The sequence below is a fragment of the Bacillus sp. ISL-34 genome (genome assembly GCF_018613325.1).
In the GTDB taxonomy this organism is placed as follows: domain Bacteria; phylum Bacillota; class Bacilli; order Bacillales; family DSM-1321; genus Peribacillus.
On record NZ_JAGGQJ010000003.1, the window covers coordinates 98,133 to 115,602 of the forward strand.

A 17,470-nucleotide genomic window follows, 5' to 3' on the forward strand; every position below is an offset into this window, starting at 1 on the left:
CTATGCTAAAATAATCAAGTAAGTTGTTTTTCATTATTAATTATCATTGAGGTGCGGGAGAATGAGTTTACGCAAAGGCACAATTAAAGAGTACATGTTTAAAAGCGAAGCTTTAGCAGAGGAATTGGAACTGCTTGTTTACTTGCCTGCTAATTTTTCGCCACTGTATAAATATTCGCTTGTGATTGCTCAGGATGGCCGTGATTATTTTCAAATGGGTCGAATTGGTCGGGTAGCAGATGAACTGTTAGGGAACGATGAGATCGAGAATATCATCATTGTCGGCATTCCCTATAAAGACCGCTTTGACCGCAGGCGCAAATATCATCCGGACGGGGAACAGCACATTGCATACATACGTTTTCTTGCCCATGAACTTGTCCCGTTTTTAGATGATGAATTCCCAACCTATCAAATGGGACATGGTCGAACTTTGATCGGTGACTCTCTTGGCGGTACAGTTTCCTTATTGGCCGCACTAAAGTATCCGCATACATTCGGGAAATGCATCATGCAGTCGCCACTTGCCAATGAAGCAGTAATGGATGCTGTACGTAATTTTGAGGATCCGCATCTCCTCGAACTTTACCATGTGATCGGGACTGGTGAAACAGATGTTCCGACGACGGATGGCAAGAAGGCAAACTTCATAGAACCCAACAGGGAATTGCATAAATTAATCAACCAAAAAGGATTTCCGTACTTCTATGAAGAATTTGAAGGTAATCATACCTGGAAATACTGGCAGGCAGATTTAAAACGAGCACTGTTGGAAATGTTCTAACCCTCTCTTTTTGAGATGGTTTCAAGAAAAAACATGTCCAACTATAATACAACAATAAAAAATATCAGGAGGTTTTATTTATGAAATATGGTGTTGCAATTTTCCCTTCAAAAAAACTTCAAGATTTAGCTAACTCCTATCGCAAACGGTATGATACGAAATATGCTTTCATACCACCGCATCTGACGCTTAAACCAACGTTCGAAGCGACGGATATGGAAATTTCAACAATCGCGGATCAATTAAAAGACATTGCTCGTAAGTGCAGGCCTTTTACGATAAGCGTTACGAAAACGAAGTCTTTCCAACCCGTAAGCAATACTATTTATTTCAAAGTGGAATTATCCGAAGGGCTTCAGGAACTGCATGATGCACTTAACAATGAGGACTTCATGAAAAGTGAAAGTGAACATGCATTTGTCCCGCATATTACCATCGCTCAAGATTTATCCGATAATGAGCATTCTGATGTTTTAGGCCAATTAAGCATGCTTGACATCAGCCATGAAGAAGAGGTGAAACGAGTTCACTTGCTGTATCAACTTGAAGATGGGGCATGGACCGTTTATGAAACATTTAGATTAGGAGCTGAATGATTTCGTGTTTGTAAAAATCGCAGAGAACAGCCAAGAGCTTGAAAATGCTTATATGATTAGAAAAAAAGTGTTCGTCCAAGAACAAAACGTCCCTCTTGAAGAAGAGATTGATGAATATGAAGAAGAGTCCACACATTTCGTTTTATATGATGAGCAGCATCAGCCAATCGGTGCCGGCCGTTTCAGGGTCATCGACAACATCGGTAAAGTCCAGCGCATTTGTGTGCTATCATCGGGCCGTAAGAATGGTGCCGGTGCCATGATCATGAATGCTATTGAGGAATACGCCATCCAGCAGGGAGTACCTCAATTGAAGCTTGATTCCCAGGTCCATGCCATCCCTTTTTATTCGAAATTAGGGTATGAGATCGTTTCCGACGAATTCATGGATGCCGGCATTCCTCATAAAACGATGAAGAAAACCATTTTATAATATAAAAAAGCTGTCCTTTCAGTTCTCTGATTGGACAGCTTTTTTTGTTCGTTCATGAATTTAAATTATCGTTTTATAAAAAAAACCATATCCGTTCAATGGCAATCTCCGCAAAAATACATAGTCTATATATAGAAAGCAAGAAGGAGGGAAAATTTTATGGGTAACAATGATTTTAACCTGGAGGAGTCTCAAAAAAGACTGATGGAACTGCTGGTTTCGAGGACTATGAGAAAACATGGTTTCAAAAAGGAAAAGGTCGATCTAACCGAAAGAGAGAAAAACAACCTTAAAGAAACCATTCGCTATTTACAAGAGCAATCACTAAAAATCATAAACCAAGAAAAGAACATCACGGAACATGATGTTAATCCAGTTACAAATTCCATTCACAACAAATTCACGGATTCCAAAGATAAATGACACACCATATCACCTAATCAAACCTTACTTGCTGGCGAGAAATAAGTAAAACGAGACATAGCAGCACTTACATTTCATTCCTAAAGCTCCAGCTTCTTTATTATTCATCCCGATACACTAATACTTTCTCTAAGTATTAAAAAATAGACGAATTAACTGATTTATTCGTCCAACCCGATTACCCATCAAAGCATATTTTAATAGGGAATAAAACCTAAGGAGGAAAAAACAACATGAACCAAAATGTATATCGTAGCAACTGTAACACACATGAAGACTCTGAAAGATCATGGTCGGCTCTAGATTCCGCTTCCAGACATCCCCTGTCAGGATTCTGTAACGACGATGACACACGCATTAACCAAGAGGCAATACAGGATAATAATCAAGTTCAGCTTTCTGAAGAACTTATTTACATTAAAGATTCTTGTAATGTAAATGTCACTTCAACGGATGTTAAAGCGGCCCTTTCTCTTCAAGCTGCTCTACAAGCTGCAATTGCGGTCATCGTAAGCATTTCCATCGCAGATTCTGATAATGCTGAGAAGATCACTCAAGAATTAATCCAATCTTCTAATGTTAAACAAATCACGCGCCAAAAAACAATTGTTGAAAACAGCCGTGATATCGACATTACAACAACTGATGCACAAATCGCTCTAAACATCCAATTATTACTTCAACTATTGTTAGCTCTAATCGTAGAAATTGACATTCTCTAAGGAGTCAACACAAAAAGGACACTTCGCGTGTCCTCTTTTGTTTTTGATGGCGAAACTAGACAACTGCGTTGAAAAAACTTCCTTTCCCTGTCATTTCAGCCGTTAAATCTTCACTGCCCCTCATGCCCATTTGATATTTATATGTGCCTGCCCCATATGTACTTTCCCGATTATCTTTAATTTGATGTAATCCTTCAAAGCTTTCCCTTTCCAGCACCTGATCAAAACGGACAGGTTGAATGGGTGTCGTCCCTTTAACAATTCTTACTTTCTCTGCAGCTTCGATCGTCCGGTTGGCATATTGAATATAATCAAATGGTGTGACAGGTGCAATGTAACCCATAGTTATCCCTCCTTATTACATAGTTGTGTTGTCATTTAATTACCCGGCCGAAACAATATCTAAACACGATTTCCGCATTCTTTTTTCCTAATCTTCTGGTATGATGAGTATTGCCGATATTTTTAATAGATTAGAGGTATCCATTTATATGAATCAAGCAAAATCTGGCAATGAAATCGTACATTTACATACCGTTTCAGCTGGTGAGCTGCAGACACTTTTTGAAAAAGGAAAACGTGATCAGCTTTCTTGTATCATTTGTCATAAACCAGTGAAATTATTTATTGGAATCCATGAAACACCTTACTTTTATCATAGTGACCCATCGCAGGTACCCTGTGAAATGCCAATTTCAGAACCAATAAATGAGGACAAACCAATAGAATATATGGAACAGAATGGATTTAGGATTCCTACATCACGAACCATTACGGAAACAAAAACCATTACAGAACCTTTCCTTAAAAGCCGGCCCATAACCGGCAATCCGAAATATTCAGAGGAACCATCCGGCCTGGCACAAACAGAGGAACCATACTTTCAAGAGTTATCCTCATCAGGGGTTGTTCTCGATGCAGAGCAACTCAAGGCAGTAACGACGATCGATGGACCAATTCTCGTCCTTTCAGGAGCAGGCAGCGGGAAAACCCGCGTATTGACGGTACGTACTGCCTACATGCTTACAGTGAAAAAGATTGATCCAAAAAGTATCATGCTTGTAACATTTACGGCGAAATCCGCAAAGGAAATGCAGCAGCGTCTGCTCGGTTATCCCTATATGACTCCTTCCCTTGTTTCTCAAATCGTTAGCGGAACCTTTCATAGCATCTTTTATAAAATCCTGATTTTCCATGAACCAGCCAAATGGCAGCGTGATTTCCTATTGAAGTGGGGGTGGGAAAAGGAAAAGGTATTGAAACAGGCTGGCAGGGAACTGGAACTTGATGATAAGGAATTTGCATATGATCAAGCCCTTCAACAAATCGGGCTTTGGAAAAACTCATTGGCCTTCCCAGAAGATATCCACCCTAAGGACGATTGGGAGAAATCGTGTTTATTTTTATATAAGAAATATGAAGAATATAAACAGCAAACAGGAAAGTATGATTTTGATGATATGCTTGTAGGCTGTTATGTATTTTTAAAAAATCACCCGGAATTTTTAAAGAAATATCAGCAAAGGTTTAATTATTTTTTGGTAGATGAGTTTCAGGATATCAATAAAGTTCAATATGAATTGATAAAACTCCTCTCTGCTGAATCAAAAAATGTATGTGCAGTTGGAGATGATGATCAATCCATCTATTCATTCCGGGGAAGCGATCCAAAGTATATTTTGAATTTCAATCATGATTTCCCTCGTTCCCAAGTTGTGAAGCTGACGGAGAATTACCGCTCTTCCCATGAAATTGTCGCTACAGCGAACCGTTTGATCAAGCGCAACCAGAACCGGATGGAGAAAAAGATGAGGGCACAGCATGATTCAGGAAATCCCCCTGTTTTATTTTATCCTTATGATGAGGAATTGGAAGCAACGATGATCGTATCCGATATCCAAGAGAAAATATCCAAGGGCGCAAACCCTGGGGATTTTGCCGTATTGTACAGGACACACACGATGTCCAGGGCCATTTTTGAACGGCTAGCCGCTTCCAACCTGCCATTCGTCATTGAAAAGGATGCGGATTCGTTTTATCAGCGCAAGGTCATTCGCGGCATGCTTGCCTTCATGCGTTTGAGTTTGTTCCCGCATGACAGCAAGGCAGCATCCGATGTCCTTTCCTCCTTATTCTTAAAGCAAAGTATATTACAGGAATTAAAAGCAATGACAATATTGCAGGATTGTGATTTCATCGATGCATTTGCTTTTGTTAAGACAGGACATGCTTTTCAAGAACGAAAATTAAAAACGATTCCAGGACAGATCCGCTCTTTAAAAATCATGTCGCCACTCGTAGCTTTAGAAATCATCGAGAAAGATTTAGGATACCAGGAATATGTAAAAAAACGCGGAAATGATGCGAACCTGGAAAAAGGGTCCGATGACATCCGTGACTTAAAGGTGGCGGCAAATCGTTTTCCGACCGTCGCCGCTTTCCTTGAACATGTCGATCATATGACTGCGATGGTCCAAGAGATTAAACAGCTATCGAAACATTTTAAGGATGCCATACAGCTTACGACCATACACCGTTCCAAAGGGCTTGAATATCAAACCGTTTATGTCCTTGCTGCTGTTGATGGCAGCATCCCTCATGATTTTGCACTTGAATCTTACCGAAAAGGGGAACTATCCCCTCTTGAAGAGGAAAGACGATTGCTCTATGTAGCGGCAACCAGGGCCAAAAAGGATCTTTACCTTTCCATCCTGCAAACCAGGAGCGGACGGACCGCCCATCCATCACGTTTCTTGAAGCTTTGATAAAAAATTAAGAATCCTTCTATGGAAATCGAGTGGATAAAACAAAATGCGGTTCGGAAAGGTCTCAGCCCTTTTACCGAAGTCACCATATTTTCAAAACAAATTTGGTTATACTCCATAATTTTTTTATTGTTTTAAATGGGATGAAACCTTATTGGATTGAAGAGATTTGCGTCACTCCTGCCGAATAGCTGGCTAGACGAGACGAGCTTTGATGAGGCTTCGCAGCCAGTCGGCAAAAAGGGAGCGGATCTCTGAAATCAAGCTGGAACGTTTTTAACATAAAAAAACTGCAGGCAAACCCGCTTTTCTTCGAGTCTGTCTGCAGTCTGAAGGCCTGCATGATAGCAGGCCTTTTTGTCACTTTTTATTTATCATATTAGAAATAGTTCCGAAATCCAGTTTATTCCCTTCAGCTACGATGGAATGAACGATTTTATCTTCCGTTTCCTTATTGACCGGTTTATTCGCGATTTTTGAAACACGCTTAATGACGTTTCTAACAGTCGTTTCATCTTTGAAATTGGCTCCTTGGAGCGAGTTTGCCAATTCTAATACATCTTTCATATTTACGCCGGTTTTACCTTCTATGTTTTTAAAAAAGTTATTATCCATAACTAAGCCCCTCCCTTTTCTGTACCTATCCTATGGCATTATCAGAAAAATGGTGCTAGGCCAATACAAAAAAAAATAAATGGAATAGGCTTCTTCTGCCTATTCCATTTACCTTAGCAGAAAGAAGCCCCTACAATGATCAATAGGATAAACAATACAACGATGATCGCGAAAGTAGATCCGCCACCGTATCCTCCGCCATAACCGCCGCCGTATCCATAACCGCTGCCGCCACAACAACCGTAGCCACCGAAACCAAACATACATATCACCTCGCTCTCGCTAAAGCTTACTGATAACATATGTAGGTCTGGACAAATATGTATAGGCCATGTCCTAGTCCAGGCTGCCTATTTCCGCTTGTTTTATCCTTTTGGTCTGAAAACCAAAGCTCCGATGAATCCGAAGATGATTGCTGCGGAGATACCGGAACTCGTAATTTCAAACATACCTGTCAGTACGCCAACGAGACCATGTTTTTCCGATTCCATCATCGCCCCGTTCACCAGCGAGTTCCCGAACGAAACGATCGGTATGGTTGCTCCGGCACCGGCGAAGTCAACAAGCGGCTCATATAAATCAAATCCGCCCAGAACAGCTCCTATTACAACGAATAAGCTTAGCGTATGTGCCGGTGTCAGCTTAGCAATATCGAAAAGAAGCTGGCCGACTACACAGATCAAGCCACCGATGACAAAGGCCCAAAAAAACATTGCTAACATCGAAATCTCTCCTTTTTCATGAATTCATCCCATATTCAATGGCTACCGCATGGGCAATGCACGGAATCGTATCTTTTTGCTGGACGGAAAGTGGTGACAATAATGCTCCTGTTGCGACAAGCAGGATTTTTTTATATTTACCGGAAATCATTTCATTTAGTATATGACCGTATAAAACCACTGCCGAACATCCCGCACCGCTGCCGCCAGCCAAAACAGGCTGGTCCTTTTTGAAAATCATCAAGCCGCAATCCTTGAATTTTTCCTGATTGATTTCACAGCCCTTTTGCTTTAATAAGTCAAGAGCTGTCTCCCTCCCTATTTGACCTAAATCACCAGTAATGATGAAATCATAATCATCCGGGGTCAAACCAGTATCTTTGAAATGAGCAAGTATCGTATCGACGGCCGCCGGTGCCATCGCTCCCCCCATATTGAAAGGATCTTTCAATCCCATGTCAATGACCTTTCCGATAGTGGCCGAGACAATATGGGGAAATTCCCCTTGCTCGCTTCCATTAGGAGCAACCAGCGCCACCCCCGCTCCTGTTATCGTCCATTGAGCTGTAGGTGGTTTTTGCCCGCCATATTCAGTTGGATAGCGAAATTGTTTTTCAACAGCTGCATTGTGGCTCGAGGCGCCTGTCAACACATAGTTAGCCCCGCCATAATTAGTGATGAAGGCTGCTAGGGCAAGTCCTTCCATTGACGTGGAACAGGCTCCAAACAATCCGAAATATGGAATTCCACTGGTTCTTGCTGCAAAGCTTGTAGGTGTAACCTGATTGATTAAATCACCCGCCAAAAAAAATTGTACCTGTTCCTTGCCGATCTTACCTTTTTCCAATGCAAGCTCAACCGCTTTTTCCATCAAATGTCGATGAGCCTTCTCATATGAATCCTGCTCCATCCACAAATCGTCGTATAAGATATCGAAATCACCCGCGATTTGTCCATTTGCTTCAAATGGACCGCCTGTTACCCCTGTTTCCAGGATGACCGGTTTATTGGTGAACATCCATGTTTGTTTTCCCTTTAACACCGCTTAGCCCCCAATCATTTGATAAATCGTTTTTATCAACGCCACGACAAAGGCTGAAAATACTCCAAATAAAATGACCGATCCGGCCAATTTAAACATATTGGATCCAACACCAAGTACAAAACCTTCCGTCCGATGTTCGATTGCTGCCGATATGACTGCGTTACCGAACCCTGTGACAGGGACGGCACTTCCTGCCCCAGCAAACTGGCCAATGCGGTCGTAAAATCCGAAACCGGTCATCAAAAGAGCCAGGAACACCATGGTAGCAGTGGTCGGACCTCCGGCAGTCTGTTCCGTAAAGTTGAAAAAGTAAATATAAAAGTAGGAAATGGCTTGTCCCACTATGCAGAAAATGCCACCTACTAAAAAGGCTTTCAAACAATTCTTCACAATTGGTCTTTTTATTTCATGCTTCCCCTGGAGCTCTTTATACGCATCCTGCTGTGGGGTCGTTTTCTCCTTGCCGCTCATAGTGCTGAACCTCTCTTCTAAATTAATTCTTTTTGAAGTTCTTCAATTTCCTTGAACTTCTTCCTTGCCTTTTTCTCGGGTACATCCTTTTCCTTCAGTAACTCGTTCAATCTTACCGATTCCAAAAAGATTTTATAATCGCTAGATACGATAAAATCATTTTTGGGAAACTTCTCTTCCAGATTTTCAGTCACAGTCTTTTCAATTTTCTTCATATGAAAACGTTGTAAGTGCTTGACTTTATAAGCGACGATAATCTTTTTTTCGTTTTTCACGACGATCACGTCATAGATGGTGTCTTCATTAGCAACTGTTTCCTTGACCTTTGAGATCAGTCCCTTTTCATCCTTCTCATCCATCCCATTAATGATATCCATCGGTTCAGGATTCGTACGTTTAATCATTGCTAAATTCTCCGTTTTTCCATCATTCTTATTGCTGCATGCAGTAAGCACACACAAAACAACTATAAAAACCAGAAAGCTGACCTTTAAATACCTTCCTTGTCTGAACATAGAATCACATCCTAATTTATCGTTCTATTGTTATTTTCTTGTTTAACTGTTTTTTTATGAATGGTAGGATTAGGAAATAAAAAAACCTTTCCGAAATGGAAAGGTTTTTTTACTCAATAGCCTTTATTTTTATTGTTATTATTACAGCCACAGTCTTTCTTGATTTTGACCGGTTGATCTTTTTTAATCGGTTTGGCATAAGCCCATGGATTCTGTTTCTGATTCAATTTATGACTCCTCCTTTAACATCTATACCATACTATATGAACGAAGAGACAAGTTGTTTCCAATCAAAGGTCCATAATTTTGCTGATTATGACTTCAATAATCGCTCCTACTGCTGCTACGGCAAGGATTAATATCAGTACGTCGCCTATAAACCATTGTTGGATATAAAGAAAAACGAGAAAAAGGCTGACCCAGACACCCACGCACCAAAAACAGCTTAGCAATTGTCCAAACCAGCCAAGCAGGCCCTTTTCCTTGGGCATCAAAAAAATTTCCACTTCTCCTTCTTCATTTTTTTCCTCTATCTCTTTAAAAAACGGGCGGCGCAACGGCTCCATGATTTTATCAAAAACGATCAACCGTGTCAGCCTGAAGGAAGCCAAGCCTAATATGATAAATAAGGTAAATTCATTTTGTGGGGGAAACATTTAATATTGCTCCTTCACTTGGATTCTTCAATTACTTTGGCATCGATAATATCCGGCAGACCCACGAAACGGATATGGTTCCCTCTTTTAATCTTCACTGATTCCCCCTTCATTCCCAACACATGAAACTGAAGCGTTTCTCCGTTAATAACAGCCTCACATAATGGCTTTGGAAAACCTTGATGATTGGATAGGCGGGAAATGATGTCCCGGGAAGATTCTTTCTTCTCCACCTTTTTCCTTTTTTTCTTAACCGGCTTTTCTTTTTTCTGTTCTATTTGTTCAGGATGCTCCATTTCTTCAACCGGAGCTTGCTTAGGAACATATTGTTCGGTGATTTTCCTTAATCCCGTAATCTCCTTTTCAATTTCCTTCATGGCATCATAAACACCAAATTCGCGTTTGACTTTTTCGATTTTTTCTTCTTTATTCTCGGCTTCTTCCTGAAGTTCCGGCTCAACGCTGTCTTGAGGTTTAGCTTTTTTCGTTCGAAAATCACTTTGCATATTTCCACGCAGATCTGATATTTTTGCTTGATCGACATATAAAAGTGGCTTGGATTCCTTATCGCCATTTTTCTCTGACATGAAAACCCTCCTTAATATTTCAGAATATCCACGGACTGCAGCTGTTCCATCTGGTATCGGACAACTTTTTTCCCGAATTTATGCCTTATGAACAAACTGGATTCCTTTTTTTGTTCCAATTTCCCGAATAGTGTACGGTCATTGATGATGAACTTACAAACAGGCTTAGGTGCAAAGGCTGGAAGTCGGGACAATAGCTCCACCAATTCCTCGGCGGTATATGAAGTGCTGATATTTTTTTCATGCAAATTAATATGTCTCTTCAGCGTATTGTGTATGGTTTGTTTTCCATCAGCACAAGGCAGACCAACTTTCTTCACGTCCATGATGCCCCTCCTTCTTTTTCACGAATAGGGTTGAAAGCAGGTTTATGCCAATTCTCGCAAACAATGAAAATCAGCTCTATGTATCATTTATATGAGATTCACCCTTCTTTATGCTGGAGATGTGCCACTCCCCCAAAAAAGGACACTAACCAAGCTTAAGGATGTTGGGTATTAGCGGAGAAACTAAAACTTTTGAAGAAAAAAGGTGAAAGGATTCCAATTGAGGATGCAGCATTAAAGCAGCAGAGTGGACAATCAAAAAAAGGGGACCAATATCGGCCCCCTCCTTTACTATTATCCAATTATATGGTAACCAGAATCCACATGGATATTTTCCCCGGTAATCCCGCGGGACATGTCACTTAATAAAAATACTGCCGTATCCCCTACTTCTTCGGGAGTCGTTGTACGACGAAGCGGTGCTTCTTCCTCAATCTTCTTTAAAATGGTATTGAAGTCACGGACACCTTTAGCGGATAAGGTACGGATTGGTCCGGCTGAAATTGCATTGACTCGAATGTTATCTTTGCCAAGATCACTTGACAGGTAACGGACATTGGCTTCAAGTGAGGCCTTGGCCACTCCCATTACATTATAATTCGGCATGACCCGTTCACCGCCAAGATACGTCATTGTGACAATGCTGCCACCTTCCGGCATGATTTCCTTCGCCGCTTTAGCTACCGCCGTTAAAGAAAATGAACTGATATTATGGGCGAGCAAGAACCCTTCACGGCTCGTGTTGACGAACTCACCGTCAAGCTCTTCCTTGTTAGCGAATGCGACACTGTGCACCACGCCATGAATGATACCTGTTTCTTCCTTAATCGTTGCAAAACATTTTTCAATGCTTTCATCCTTCGTTACATCACATTGTAAAATGATGGAAGGCTCCCCTTCCAATGTAGAAGATAGTTCCCTAACGCTTTTTTCCGTACGGTCTTTTCCGTAAGTGAAAATCAGCTTTGCACCTGCTTTATGTAATGAACGGGCAACTCCCCATGCAATACTTCTTTTATTCGCTACACCCATTAAGACAAACGTTTTTCCTTCTAATGAAAAAGTCAACGTATATGACCTCCTATTTTTAATACAAGTTATTAGTACCTGCTACTAATGACAGTATATCAAATTTCCTCTGATAAAAACACCGTTTTCTGAAGCCCCCTGGGAATGACCCTATCTTCATGAGCTTATAGTAAATAACCCATGAATAATGTAGCTAATCCGAAGTAAATCAGGATACTGATAATGTCATTGATGGTCGTGATGAATGGTCCGGAAGCTACCGCCGGGTCGATTTTCATTTTATGCATGAGGAGCGGTACAAGTGACCCCGCAAGCGTGGCGACTATCAATGTAATGAAAATAGATATGCCGACCAATAAACCGAGCATTAAATCCCCTTGCCAAATATATACGATTAAACTGATGGCTATTCCACATGTCAGGCCGGTGATGAGTCCTGTCCCAGCCTCACGCAAAACTAGCTTCCACTTGCTATCCTGCTCCAAGTCCCCTGTTGCGATTCCCCGTACAGCAACAGCCAATGCTTGAGTTCCTGTATTGCCAGCCATTCCGCCTATCAAAGGAATAAATACAGCAAGAATCGCTTTTTGGCTAAGCGTCTCCTCAAAACGGCCAATCAGGCTAGCGGTCAATAAACCTAAAAACAAAAGGATGATCAACCATGGCAACCGTTTCCTGGCAGCAGAAAAGGGACTCTTATCAACATTGTCCAAATTTGATACACCCGCCAATTTGGAATAATCATCAGATGCCTCTTCATCCATGACATCAATGATATCATCTACCGTAATAATCCCTAACAAATGGTTTTGGAAATCGACGACAGGCACGGCAAGGAAGTTATAGTCCCTTATTTTTCGTGCCACCTCTTCCTGGTCTTCAGATACAGGTACGGAAACTACCCTGTCATCCATTAAATCGCCGATTAATGTATCTTCATCAGCTATGATCAATGTCCTGAGCGATAAAACACCAAGCAGCTTCTTATCCTGATCGGTAACGAACACATAATATATCGTTTCGGCTTCCGGAGCTTCCCTTTTTAAGATCTGCATGGCCGATCGAGCCGTTTCGTTTGCTTCAATGGCAATGAACTCTGTCGTCATGATACTTCCTGCCGTAGATTCCTCATAGTTCAGAAGCTCCTGGATTTCACTTGCCGCTTCATCATCCATGATCGTCAAATAGCTGACGGCCTGCTCATCATTGATTTCATTCAGGACGTCAGCCGCATCATCCGCATACATGTTGGAAAGCATATCGGCTGCGTAAGCAGGATTCATTTCAGCCAGCAGGCTTTCGTAATCCTCTTCATCTATTTCTATATTTTCAAAAAGGTCCGCCATTTCTTCCGGTGACAAATATGTGTAAATGACGGATCTGAATTCATCTGACAAGCTTGTATAAAATTGAGCCTGATCATATGGATGCATTTCAAGGAACTCCGTACGAAACTGATCCAGATTTTCCGTTTTAAGTGCTTCAAGCAAAAGCTCGTTATTCATTTGACTGCTCTCCCGCTCCCGGTCCTTCATCTCCTCCATAACCATACACCTCCTAAAACATATTTTTTCATTTCCTCGTTTATATTTTATTTTTTTAAATAATACTATACTAATACCATAAACATAGACAAAACAAACAAAGGATGTGTCAAATGAACATCGATATCATAGGGGACATTCATGGATGTTTCGCTGAATTAAGGCAGCTGACCGAAAAAATGGGCTATACATGGGAGACTGGGTTTCCTGTACATCCCTCTGGAAGGATTCTTGGCTTTGTAGGGGATTTAACCGATCGCGGCCCAAATTCCCTTCAAGTGATCGAGGTTGTCCATGAATTAGTCATTAACCAAAATATAGCAAGGTATGCCCCAGGTAACCACTGCAATAAATTGTATCGTTATTTTTCAGGCAATAAAGTTCAAATATCGCACGGTTTAGAGACTACTGTAGCTGAATATGAATCACTGAACACCCGGGAGCAAAAGAAGATCCGAAAAAAATTCATGGATCTGTATGAACGTTCCCCACTTTATCAACTGATTGATGAAGGGAGATTGATCATTGCCCATGCAGGAATTCGCAGTGACTATATTGGACAATATAGCAGTAAAGTAAAAACCTTTGTTCTCTATGGTGATATCAATGGCTCCAAACATCCCGATGGGTCTCCGGTCAGGAAGGACTGGGCCCAAACATACAAAGGGGAAACATGGATCGTATATGGACATACACCAGTTCCTGAAGCTAGACGAGTCAATCATACATACAATATTGATACAGGCTGCGTCTTCGGTGGAAAACTGACCGCTGTCCGATATCCCGAAATGGAGCTTCAAGAGGTGCCTTCAGCTATGCCATATATTGCGGAAAAATTCAGGACATCTTTTGATTAACCAAAAAAACTCGCCATCTTGGTGAGTTTTTTTGCGTCTATGGATTTTTTCATAAGCTTGAATTCGCTTTAGTGCGGCCCGGTTATAAAGTCAACCCTTCGAGCAAACGGGTCATATCTTCTGGTAACTCTTCTTGAAACAACATCTTCTTCTTGGTGAAAGGATGTAAAAATTTCAGTTCAAAACAATGAAGGGCTTGGCGAGGGATACCTTTCCTATTCCCTCCATATAAATCATCACCAGCGAGCGGGTGACCTATATGCGCCATATGGACCCTGATTTGATGTGTACGCCCAGTTTGGAGTTCCAAATTAAGGTATGTATGGGACTCTGTGTGTGCCAATACCTTAAATAGGGTACAGGCATACCGGCCATCCTCCCTGACTTCCCGTTCAATGATGCTGGTCGATTTTCGCCCGATTGGCGCCACAATCTCTCCTACAGGACCTTCAACGATTCCTTCAGCTATGGCCTGGTATCTCCGTTTAACCTGTCCTGATTTTTGCTGTTCACTTAAGAGGTGATGGATATGCCGGTGCTTGGCAATCAAAACCAGACCAGATGTGTCCCGATCAAGACGTGTAACTATATGGATCGTTGCCTGTATTCCCGTCTTCCTATAATAGCCCGCCAAGCCATTCGCCAGACTGCCGTTCGGATGCTCGCGGGAAGGAATGGTATTCATGGAAGGGGGCTTGGCCACCACCAATACAAACTCATCTTCATACCTGATATTCAGGGGGATGGGTTCCGGCAATAGGCCTTCGCTTGCCTGCTCCGGCGGAAATATGACGGTGACGATGTCGCCTGTTTCTATCCGTTCCCTTACGGTTACTTCCTCGCCGTTCAACTGGATATATCCACCTTTAAACTTAATATCCGTTAATGCTCGTTTTGAAATATCGCATTTGTTGAGAAACTCTCGCAATAAAGAGCCAGAATCCTCTTCAAAAACCGACCAGGTCAAAGAAAAGTTTTGATTTGACATGAGGTGAGTCTATCTCCTTAATTAGCAATAAATGAATCATGCACTCTTTTCCAGAAAGGAAAAGGGCGGAATCTGGCAAATCGGATCTTTTCATCTGCCACTCTGCACTGTATCGACTTTACATTTTCCTGAAGCAGTGACAAATGGTCGACCGTAATTTGAAAATTGACCGCATTGACCGGCCTGAACATACAAGTATGATGTGCCGGCAGCAGAAGTGGCGATCCTACCGTCCTAAATACCCGGTTATTAATGGATGCCAATTCGGTAATCTGGATGGCGTCGATTGATGGATGGACGATGGCCCCGCCAAGCGCCTTATTATACGCCGTGCTTCCAGATGGCGTCGCAATGCATAAACCATCTCCACGGAACGTCTCGAAATGCTGGCCGCGTATTTCAATGTCCATGACGAGCGTTCCTTCAACACTTTTGACTGTCGATTCATTCAAAGCCAAAAATCTGGCTTCCCGTCCTCCGTGCTGATAACGGACGATCGTTTCGAGCAGTGGATATTCCACTATTTGAAATGGGGTTTTTGCTAAAGCAATCACCAATTTTTCAATTTCATCAGGGGTCCAATCTGCATAAAAACCAAGATGACCTGTATGTACACCAACAAAGGCGGTTTTATCCAACCGATTCTTATAACGGTGAAAAGCATATAATAAAGTGCCGTCACCACCGACAGAAATGACAATATCCGGCTGATCTTCGTCATATTCCAAATGAAAGTCCTGAAGATACGTTCGCATCCTTTGCATTAAAGTATTCGATTTCGCATCTCCTTTTGACGTAATCGCAAATTTCATGTAATCCCACCTTCAATTTAGATTTCTTTACGTTTACCCATTTATGCGTTCAAGAATCTTTCTTCCTGGAAAAAAGACGCTGTGCCTCCTGGATTTCAGTACGGATTTGCGACATCTCTGCATCAAGCAGGAAGGCAGCTTCAGCTGCACGTTTGAGTCGCAATTGAATATCTTCCGGGAAAATGCCTTTATATTTATAATTTAAAGAATGTTCAATCGTCGCCCAAAAGTTCATCGCAAGAGTCCTGATTTGAATTTCGGCAAGAATATTTTTTTCGCCATGGATCGTCTGGACCGGATAGCGGATTACAACATGATAAGAACGGTAGCCGCTTGCTTTTTTATGGGAAATATAATTTCTCTCCTCGACTATCTCGAAGTCATTGCGACCTCGTAATAGTTCAACTACCTGTTCGATATCATCCACAAACTGGCACATCATGCGAAGCCCTGCAATATCCTGAATTTCAGTTCCCAATTTATCAATGGAAATATCCTTCAGGCTCGCCTTATCCAAAATGCTGACAATCGGCTTTACCCTGCCTGTTACAAATTCGATCGGTGAGTGAATATTCTCTCTCTCAAACTGTTTCCTTAATCCCTTTAGCTTAACCTTTAATTCTTCGACAGCCTGAGTATAAGGCGCCAAGAAATCGTCCCAACTCTCCATTGCCACACCACCTATATCTATCTAAAAAGCGCCTGTTCAACTCTGGTATGGGCAGAACGCTCTCCTAAATCCAGCAGTAACATGACTTTATGCCAATTCACCACTGGATCCTATTAAATCTTTCTCTAGCAAAAAGTATGTATTAAATTTCTATATATACAATAATCCATTTCTCATGCTCAACGTTTATATTTTATCATATCCTGCAATTGATTCCTAAATATTCAAGTACAATAGCAAAAATTTATTGAATTCAAATTGACAGCTGGAATGGTTCTTATATGATTAACCTAAGAATCAGCCAGAAAGGATGGAACACATGAACCAGCATATAGAAATTGAATTTAAAAACCTCTTAAGCGAAAAAGAATTTCGTCAACTGATCGAACACTTTCATGTCGGGGCATCGAACTTTAAAACACAGAAAAATCATTACTTCGATACACTCGGATTCACTTTGAAAAATCAAGACTCTGCGCTTAGGATCCGCGAGAAAAACGGGCGTTACGAGCTGACTTTAAAACAGCCCGCTACAGAAGGATTATTGGAAACGAATCAAGATATCTCTGAAGATACCGCAAATGCGTTTCTGAATCATAACACATTCCCTGATGGCGTGATCCAGCATCTTATTCTCGAATGCGGAATTGACCCAAAGGACTTTACCTGCTTTGGGACACTAAAGACGGACCGTTTTGAATTTCCTTACAAAGAGGGTTTACTTGTTTTAGATCATAGTTCGTATTTGAATCAGGAAGACTTTGAGCTTGAATATGAAGTGACGGATGCAAAAGCCGGGAAAAAAAATTTCCTGACCCTCCTTGAAACCCTTCAAATTCCGGTAAGGGAAACCGAAAATAAAGTGAAGAGGTTTTATCGCGCCAAATTCCAAAAATAATCCTGTTTGAAC

Annotated in this window: 22 protein-coding genes and 1 pseudogene; 8 read left to right on the forward strand and 15 right to left on the reverse strand. The window is 41.4% G+C overall.

Annotated features, from left to right (window positions below):
• The first annotated feature begins 61 nt into the window (after nt 1-61).
• From J7E52_RS03150 to J7E52_RS03170, 5 genes are all read left to right on the forward strand, one after another.
• Complete coding sequence (locus J7E52_RS03150) at nt 62-784, forward strand: alpha/beta hydrolase (protein ID WP_101224090.1); 723 nt, start codon at nt 62-64, stop codon at nt 782-784.
• 80 nt (nt 785-864) lie between these two features.
• Entirely contained in the window at nt 865-1,380 is a 516-nt protein-coding gene (locus tag J7E52_RS03155) for a YjcG family protein (protein ID WP_101224091.1), read from the forward strand.
• A 4-nt stretch (nt 1,381-1,384) separates the two neighbouring features.
• Nucleotides 1,385-1,813 (forward strand): GNAT family N-acetyltransferase, encoded by a 429-nt coding sequence (locus J7E52_RS03160; RefSeq protein ID WP_214743665.1) that lies wholly within the window; start codon nt 1,385-1,387, stop codon nt 1,811-1,813.
• Nucleotides 1,814-1,972: 159 nt separating this feature from the next.
• Entirely contained in the window at nt 1,973-2,236 is a 264-nt protein-coding gene (locus J7E52_RS03165; protein WP_214743666.1) for a hypothetical protein, read from the forward strand.
• 233 nt (nt 2,237-2,469) lie between these two features.
• Complete coding sequence (locus tag J7E52_RS03170; RefSeq protein ID WP_214743667.1) at nt 2,470-2,958, forward strand: spore coat protein; 489 nt, start codon at nt 2,470-2,472, stop codon at nt 2,956-2,958.
• 55 nt (nt 2,959-3,013) lie between these two features.
• Here the strand turns inward: J7E52_RS03170 and J7E52_RS03175 are convergent, their stop codons facing one another.
• Nucleotides 3,014-3,301 carry a hypothetical protein gene (locus tag J7E52_RS03175; RefSeq protein WP_214743668.1) on the reverse strand — a complete coding sequence of 96 codons (288 nt, stop codon included), beginning with the start codon at nt 3,299-3,301 and terminating at the stop codon, nt 3,014-3,016.
• A gap of 148 nt (nt 3,302-3,449) precedes the next feature.
• On the opposite strand from J7E52_RS03175, the gene J7E52_RS03180 reads away from it, so the two are divergent.
• A complete protein-coding gene (locus J7E52_RS03180) occupies nt 3,450-5,723 on the forward strand; it encodes an ATP-dependent helicase (RefSeq protein WP_214743669.1) in 2,274 nt (757 codons plus the stop codon).
• 360 nt (nt 5,724-6,083) lie between these two features.
• Here the strand turns inward: J7E52_RS03180 and spoVIF are convergent, their stop codons facing one another.
• From spoVIF to mgtE, 11 genes and pseudogenes are all read right to left on the reverse strand, one after another.
• Nucleotides 6,084-6,338 (reverse strand): sporulation-specific transcription regulator SpoVIF, encoded by a 255-nt coding sequence (gene spoVIF, locus J7E52_RS03185; protein WP_034314458.1) that lies wholly within the window; start codon nt 6,336-6,338, stop codon nt 6,084-6,086.
• Between the two features lie 113 nt (nt 6,339-6,451).
• Nucleotides 6,452-6,556 (reverse strand): annotated as a pseudogene (locus J7E52_RS03190) (YjcZ family sporulation protein); the annotation flags it as partial.
• A 147-nt stretch (nt 6,557-6,703) separates the two neighbouring features.
• Complete coding sequence (spoVAE, locus tag J7E52_RS03195; RefSeq protein ID WP_214743670.1) at nt 6,704-7,060, reverse strand: stage V sporulation protein AE; 357 nt, start codon at nt 7,058-7,060, stop codon at nt 6,704-6,706.
• A 16-nt stretch (nt 7,061-7,076) separates the two neighbouring features.
• Entirely contained in the window at nt 7,077-8,102 is a 1,026-nt protein-coding gene (gene spoVAD, locus J7E52_RS03200; protein ID WP_214743671.1) for a stage V sporulation protein AD, read from the reverse strand.
• A gap of 3 nt (nt 8,103-8,105) precedes the next feature.
• Nucleotides 8,106-8,576 (reverse strand): stage V sporulation protein AC, encoded by a 471-nt coding sequence (gene spoVAC, locus J7E52_RS03205; RefSeq protein WP_214743672.1) that lies wholly within the window; start codon nt 8,574-8,576, stop codon nt 8,106-8,108.
• 17 nt (nt 8,577-8,593) lie between these two features.
• Nucleotides 8,594-9,091: a YhcN/YlaJ family sporulation lipoprotein gene (locus J7E52_RS03210; RefSeq protein ID WP_214743673.1), complete on the reverse strand. Its 498-nt coding sequence runs from the start codon at nt 9,089-9,091 to the stop codon at nt 8,594-8,596.
• 290 nt (nt 9,092-9,381) lie between these two features.
• Nucleotides 9,382-9,747, reverse strand: a complete 366-nt coding sequence (locus tag J7E52_RS03215; RefSeq protein WP_214743674.1) for a DUF1360 domain-containing protein — start codon at nt 9,745-9,747, stop codon at nt 9,382-9,384.
• Between the two features lie 14 nt (nt 9,748-9,761).
• Nucleotides 9,762-10,334: a hypothetical protein gene (locus J7E52_RS03220; protein WP_214743675.1), complete on the reverse strand. Its 573-nt coding sequence runs from the start codon at nt 10,332-10,334 to the stop codon at nt 9,762-9,764.
• Between the two features lie 11 nt (nt 10,335-10,345).
• Nucleotides 10,346-10,660 (reverse strand): hypothetical protein, encoded by a 315-nt coding sequence (locus J7E52_RS03225; RefSeq protein WP_214743676.1) that lies wholly within the window; start codon nt 10,658-10,660, stop codon nt 10,346-10,348.
• Nucleotides 10,661-10,954: 294 nt separating this feature from the next.
• Nucleotides 10,955-11,728, reverse strand: a complete 774-nt coding sequence (gene fabI, locus J7E52_RS03230) for an enoyl-ACP reductase FabI (protein ID WP_214743677.1) — start codon at nt 11,726-11,728, stop codon at nt 10,955-10,957.
• Between the two features lie 125 nt (nt 11,729-11,853).
• Nucleotides 11,854-13,224 carry a magnesium transporter gene (mgtE, locus tag J7E52_RS03235; protein WP_214743758.1) on the reverse strand — a complete coding sequence of 457 codons (1,371 nt, stop codon included), beginning with the start codon at nt 13,222-13,224 and terminating at the stop codon, nt 11,854-11,856.
• Between the two features lie 122 nt (nt 13,225-13,346).
• Between mgtE and prpE the strand changes: the two genes are divergently transcribed.
• Nucleotides 13,347-14,090 (forward strand): bis(5'-nucleosyl)-tetraphosphatase PrpE, encoded by a 744-nt coding sequence (gene prpE / locus J7E52_RS03240; RefSeq protein WP_214743678.1) that lies wholly within the window; start codon nt 13,347-13,349, stop codon nt 14,088-14,090.
• A gap of 82 nt (nt 14,091-14,172) precedes the next feature.
• Here prpE and J7E52_RS03245 read toward each other — a convergent pair whose 3' ends face one another.
• From J7E52_RS03245 to yjbM, 3 genes are read right to left on the reverse strand one after another with little or no spacing between them, the layout of a single operon-like run.
• Nucleotides 14,173-15,078 carry an RluA family pseudouridine synthase gene (locus J7E52_RS03245; protein WP_214743679.1) on the reverse strand — a complete coding sequence of 302 codons (906 nt, stop codon included), beginning with the start codon at nt 15,076-15,078 and terminating at the stop codon, nt 14,173-14,175.
• 17 nt (nt 15,079-15,095) lie between these two features.
• Nucleotides 15,096-15,890 (reverse strand): NAD kinase, encoded by a 795-nt coding sequence (locus J7E52_RS03250; RefSeq protein WP_214743680.1) that lies wholly within the window; start codon nt 15,888-15,890, stop codon nt 15,096-15,098.
• Nucleotides 15,891-15,939: 49 nt separating this feature from the next.
• Complete coding sequence (yjbM, locus tag J7E52_RS03255) at nt 15,940-16,560, reverse strand: GTP diphosphokinase (protein ID WP_250648634.1); 621 nt, start codon at nt 16,558-16,560, stop codon at nt 15,940-15,942.
• A 319-nt stretch (nt 16,561-16,879) separates the two neighbouring features.
• On the opposite strand from yjbM, the gene J7E52_RS03260 reads away from it, so the two are divergent.
• Entirely contained in the window at nt 16,880-17,458 is a 579-nt protein-coding gene (locus J7E52_RS03260; RefSeq protein ID WP_214743682.1) for a CYTH domain-containing protein, read from the forward strand.
• Nucleotides 17,459-17,470: the final 12 nt, after the last annotated feature.

Excerpts from the sequence above, each read along its gene's own strand:
- J7E52_RS03150 (WP_101224090.1), top strand. The coding sequence starts at position 62 with ATGAGTTTACGCAAAGGCACAATTAAAGAGTACATGTTTAAAAGCGAA.
- J7E52_RS03155 (WP_101224091.1), top strand. The coding sequence starts at position 865 with ATGAAATATGGTGTTGCAATTTTCCCTTCAAAAAAACTTCAAGATTTA.
- J7E52_RS03165 (WP_214743666.1), top strand. The coding sequence starts at position 1,973 with ATGGGTAACAATGATTTTAACCTGGAGGAGTCTCAAAAAAGACTGATG.
- J7E52_RS03170 (WP_214743667.1), top strand. The coding sequence starts at position 2,470 with ATGAACCAAAATGTATATCGTAGCAACTGTAACACACATGAAGACTCT.
- J7E52_RS03175 (WP_214743668.1), bottom strand. The coding sequence starts at position 3,301 with ATGGGTTACATTGCACCTGTCACACCATTTGATTATATTCAATATGCC.
- J7E52_RS03180 (WP_214743669.1), top strand. The coding sequence starts at position 3,450 with ATGAATCAAGCAAAATCTGGCAATGAAATCGTACATTTACATACCGTT.
- spoVIF (WP_034314458.1), bottom strand. The coding sequence starts at position 6,338 with ATGGATAATAACTTTTTTAAAAACATAGAAGGTAAAACCGGCGTAAAT.
- spoVAE (WP_214743670.1), bottom strand. The coding sequence starts at position 7,060 with ATGTTAGCAATGTTTTTTTGGGCCTTTGTCATCGGTGGCTTGATCTGT.
- spoVAC (WP_214743672.1), bottom strand. The coding sequence starts at position 8,576 with ATGAGCGGCAAGGAGAAAACGACCCCACAGCAGGATGCGTATAAAGAG.
- J7E52_RS03210 (WP_214743673.1), bottom strand. The coding sequence starts at position 9,091 with ATGTTCAGACAAGGAAGGTATTTAAAGGTCAGCTTTCTGGTTTTTATA.
- J7E52_RS03215 (WP_214743674.1), bottom strand. The coding sequence starts at position 9,747 with ATGTTTCCCCCACAAAATGAATTTACCTTATTTATCATATTAGGCTTG.
- J7E52_RS03220 (WP_214743675.1), bottom strand. The coding sequence starts at position 10,334 with ATGTCAGAGAAAAATGGCGATAAGGAATCCAAGCCACTTTTATATGTC.
- J7E52_RS03225 (WP_214743676.1), bottom strand. The coding sequence starts at position 10,660 with ATGGACGTGAAGAAAGTTGGTCTGCCTTGTGCTGATGGAAAACAAACC.
- mgtE (WP_214743758.1), bottom strand. The coding sequence starts at position 13,224 with ATGAAGGACCGGGAGCGGGAGAGCAGTCAAATGAATAACGAGCTTTTG.
- prpE (WP_214743678.1), top strand. The coding sequence starts at position 13,347 with ATGAACATCGATATCATAGGGGACATTCATGGATGTTTCGCTGAATTA.
- J7E52_RS03245 (WP_214743679.1), bottom strand. The coding sequence starts at position 15,078 with ATGTCAAATCAAAACTTTTCTTTGACCTGGTCGGTTTTTGAAGAGGAT.
- J7E52_RS03250 (WP_214743680.1), bottom strand. The coding sequence starts at position 15,890 with ATGAAATTTGCGATTACGTCAAAAGGAGATGCGAAATCGAATACTTTA.
- yjbM (WP_250648634.1), bottom strand. The coding sequence starts at position 16,560 with ATGGAGAGTTGGGACGATTTCTTGGCGCCTTATACTCAGGCTGTCGAA.
- J7E52_RS03260 (WP_214743682.1), top strand. The coding sequence starts at position 16,880 with ATGAACCAGCATATAGAAATTGAATTTAAAAACCTCTTAAGCGAAAAA.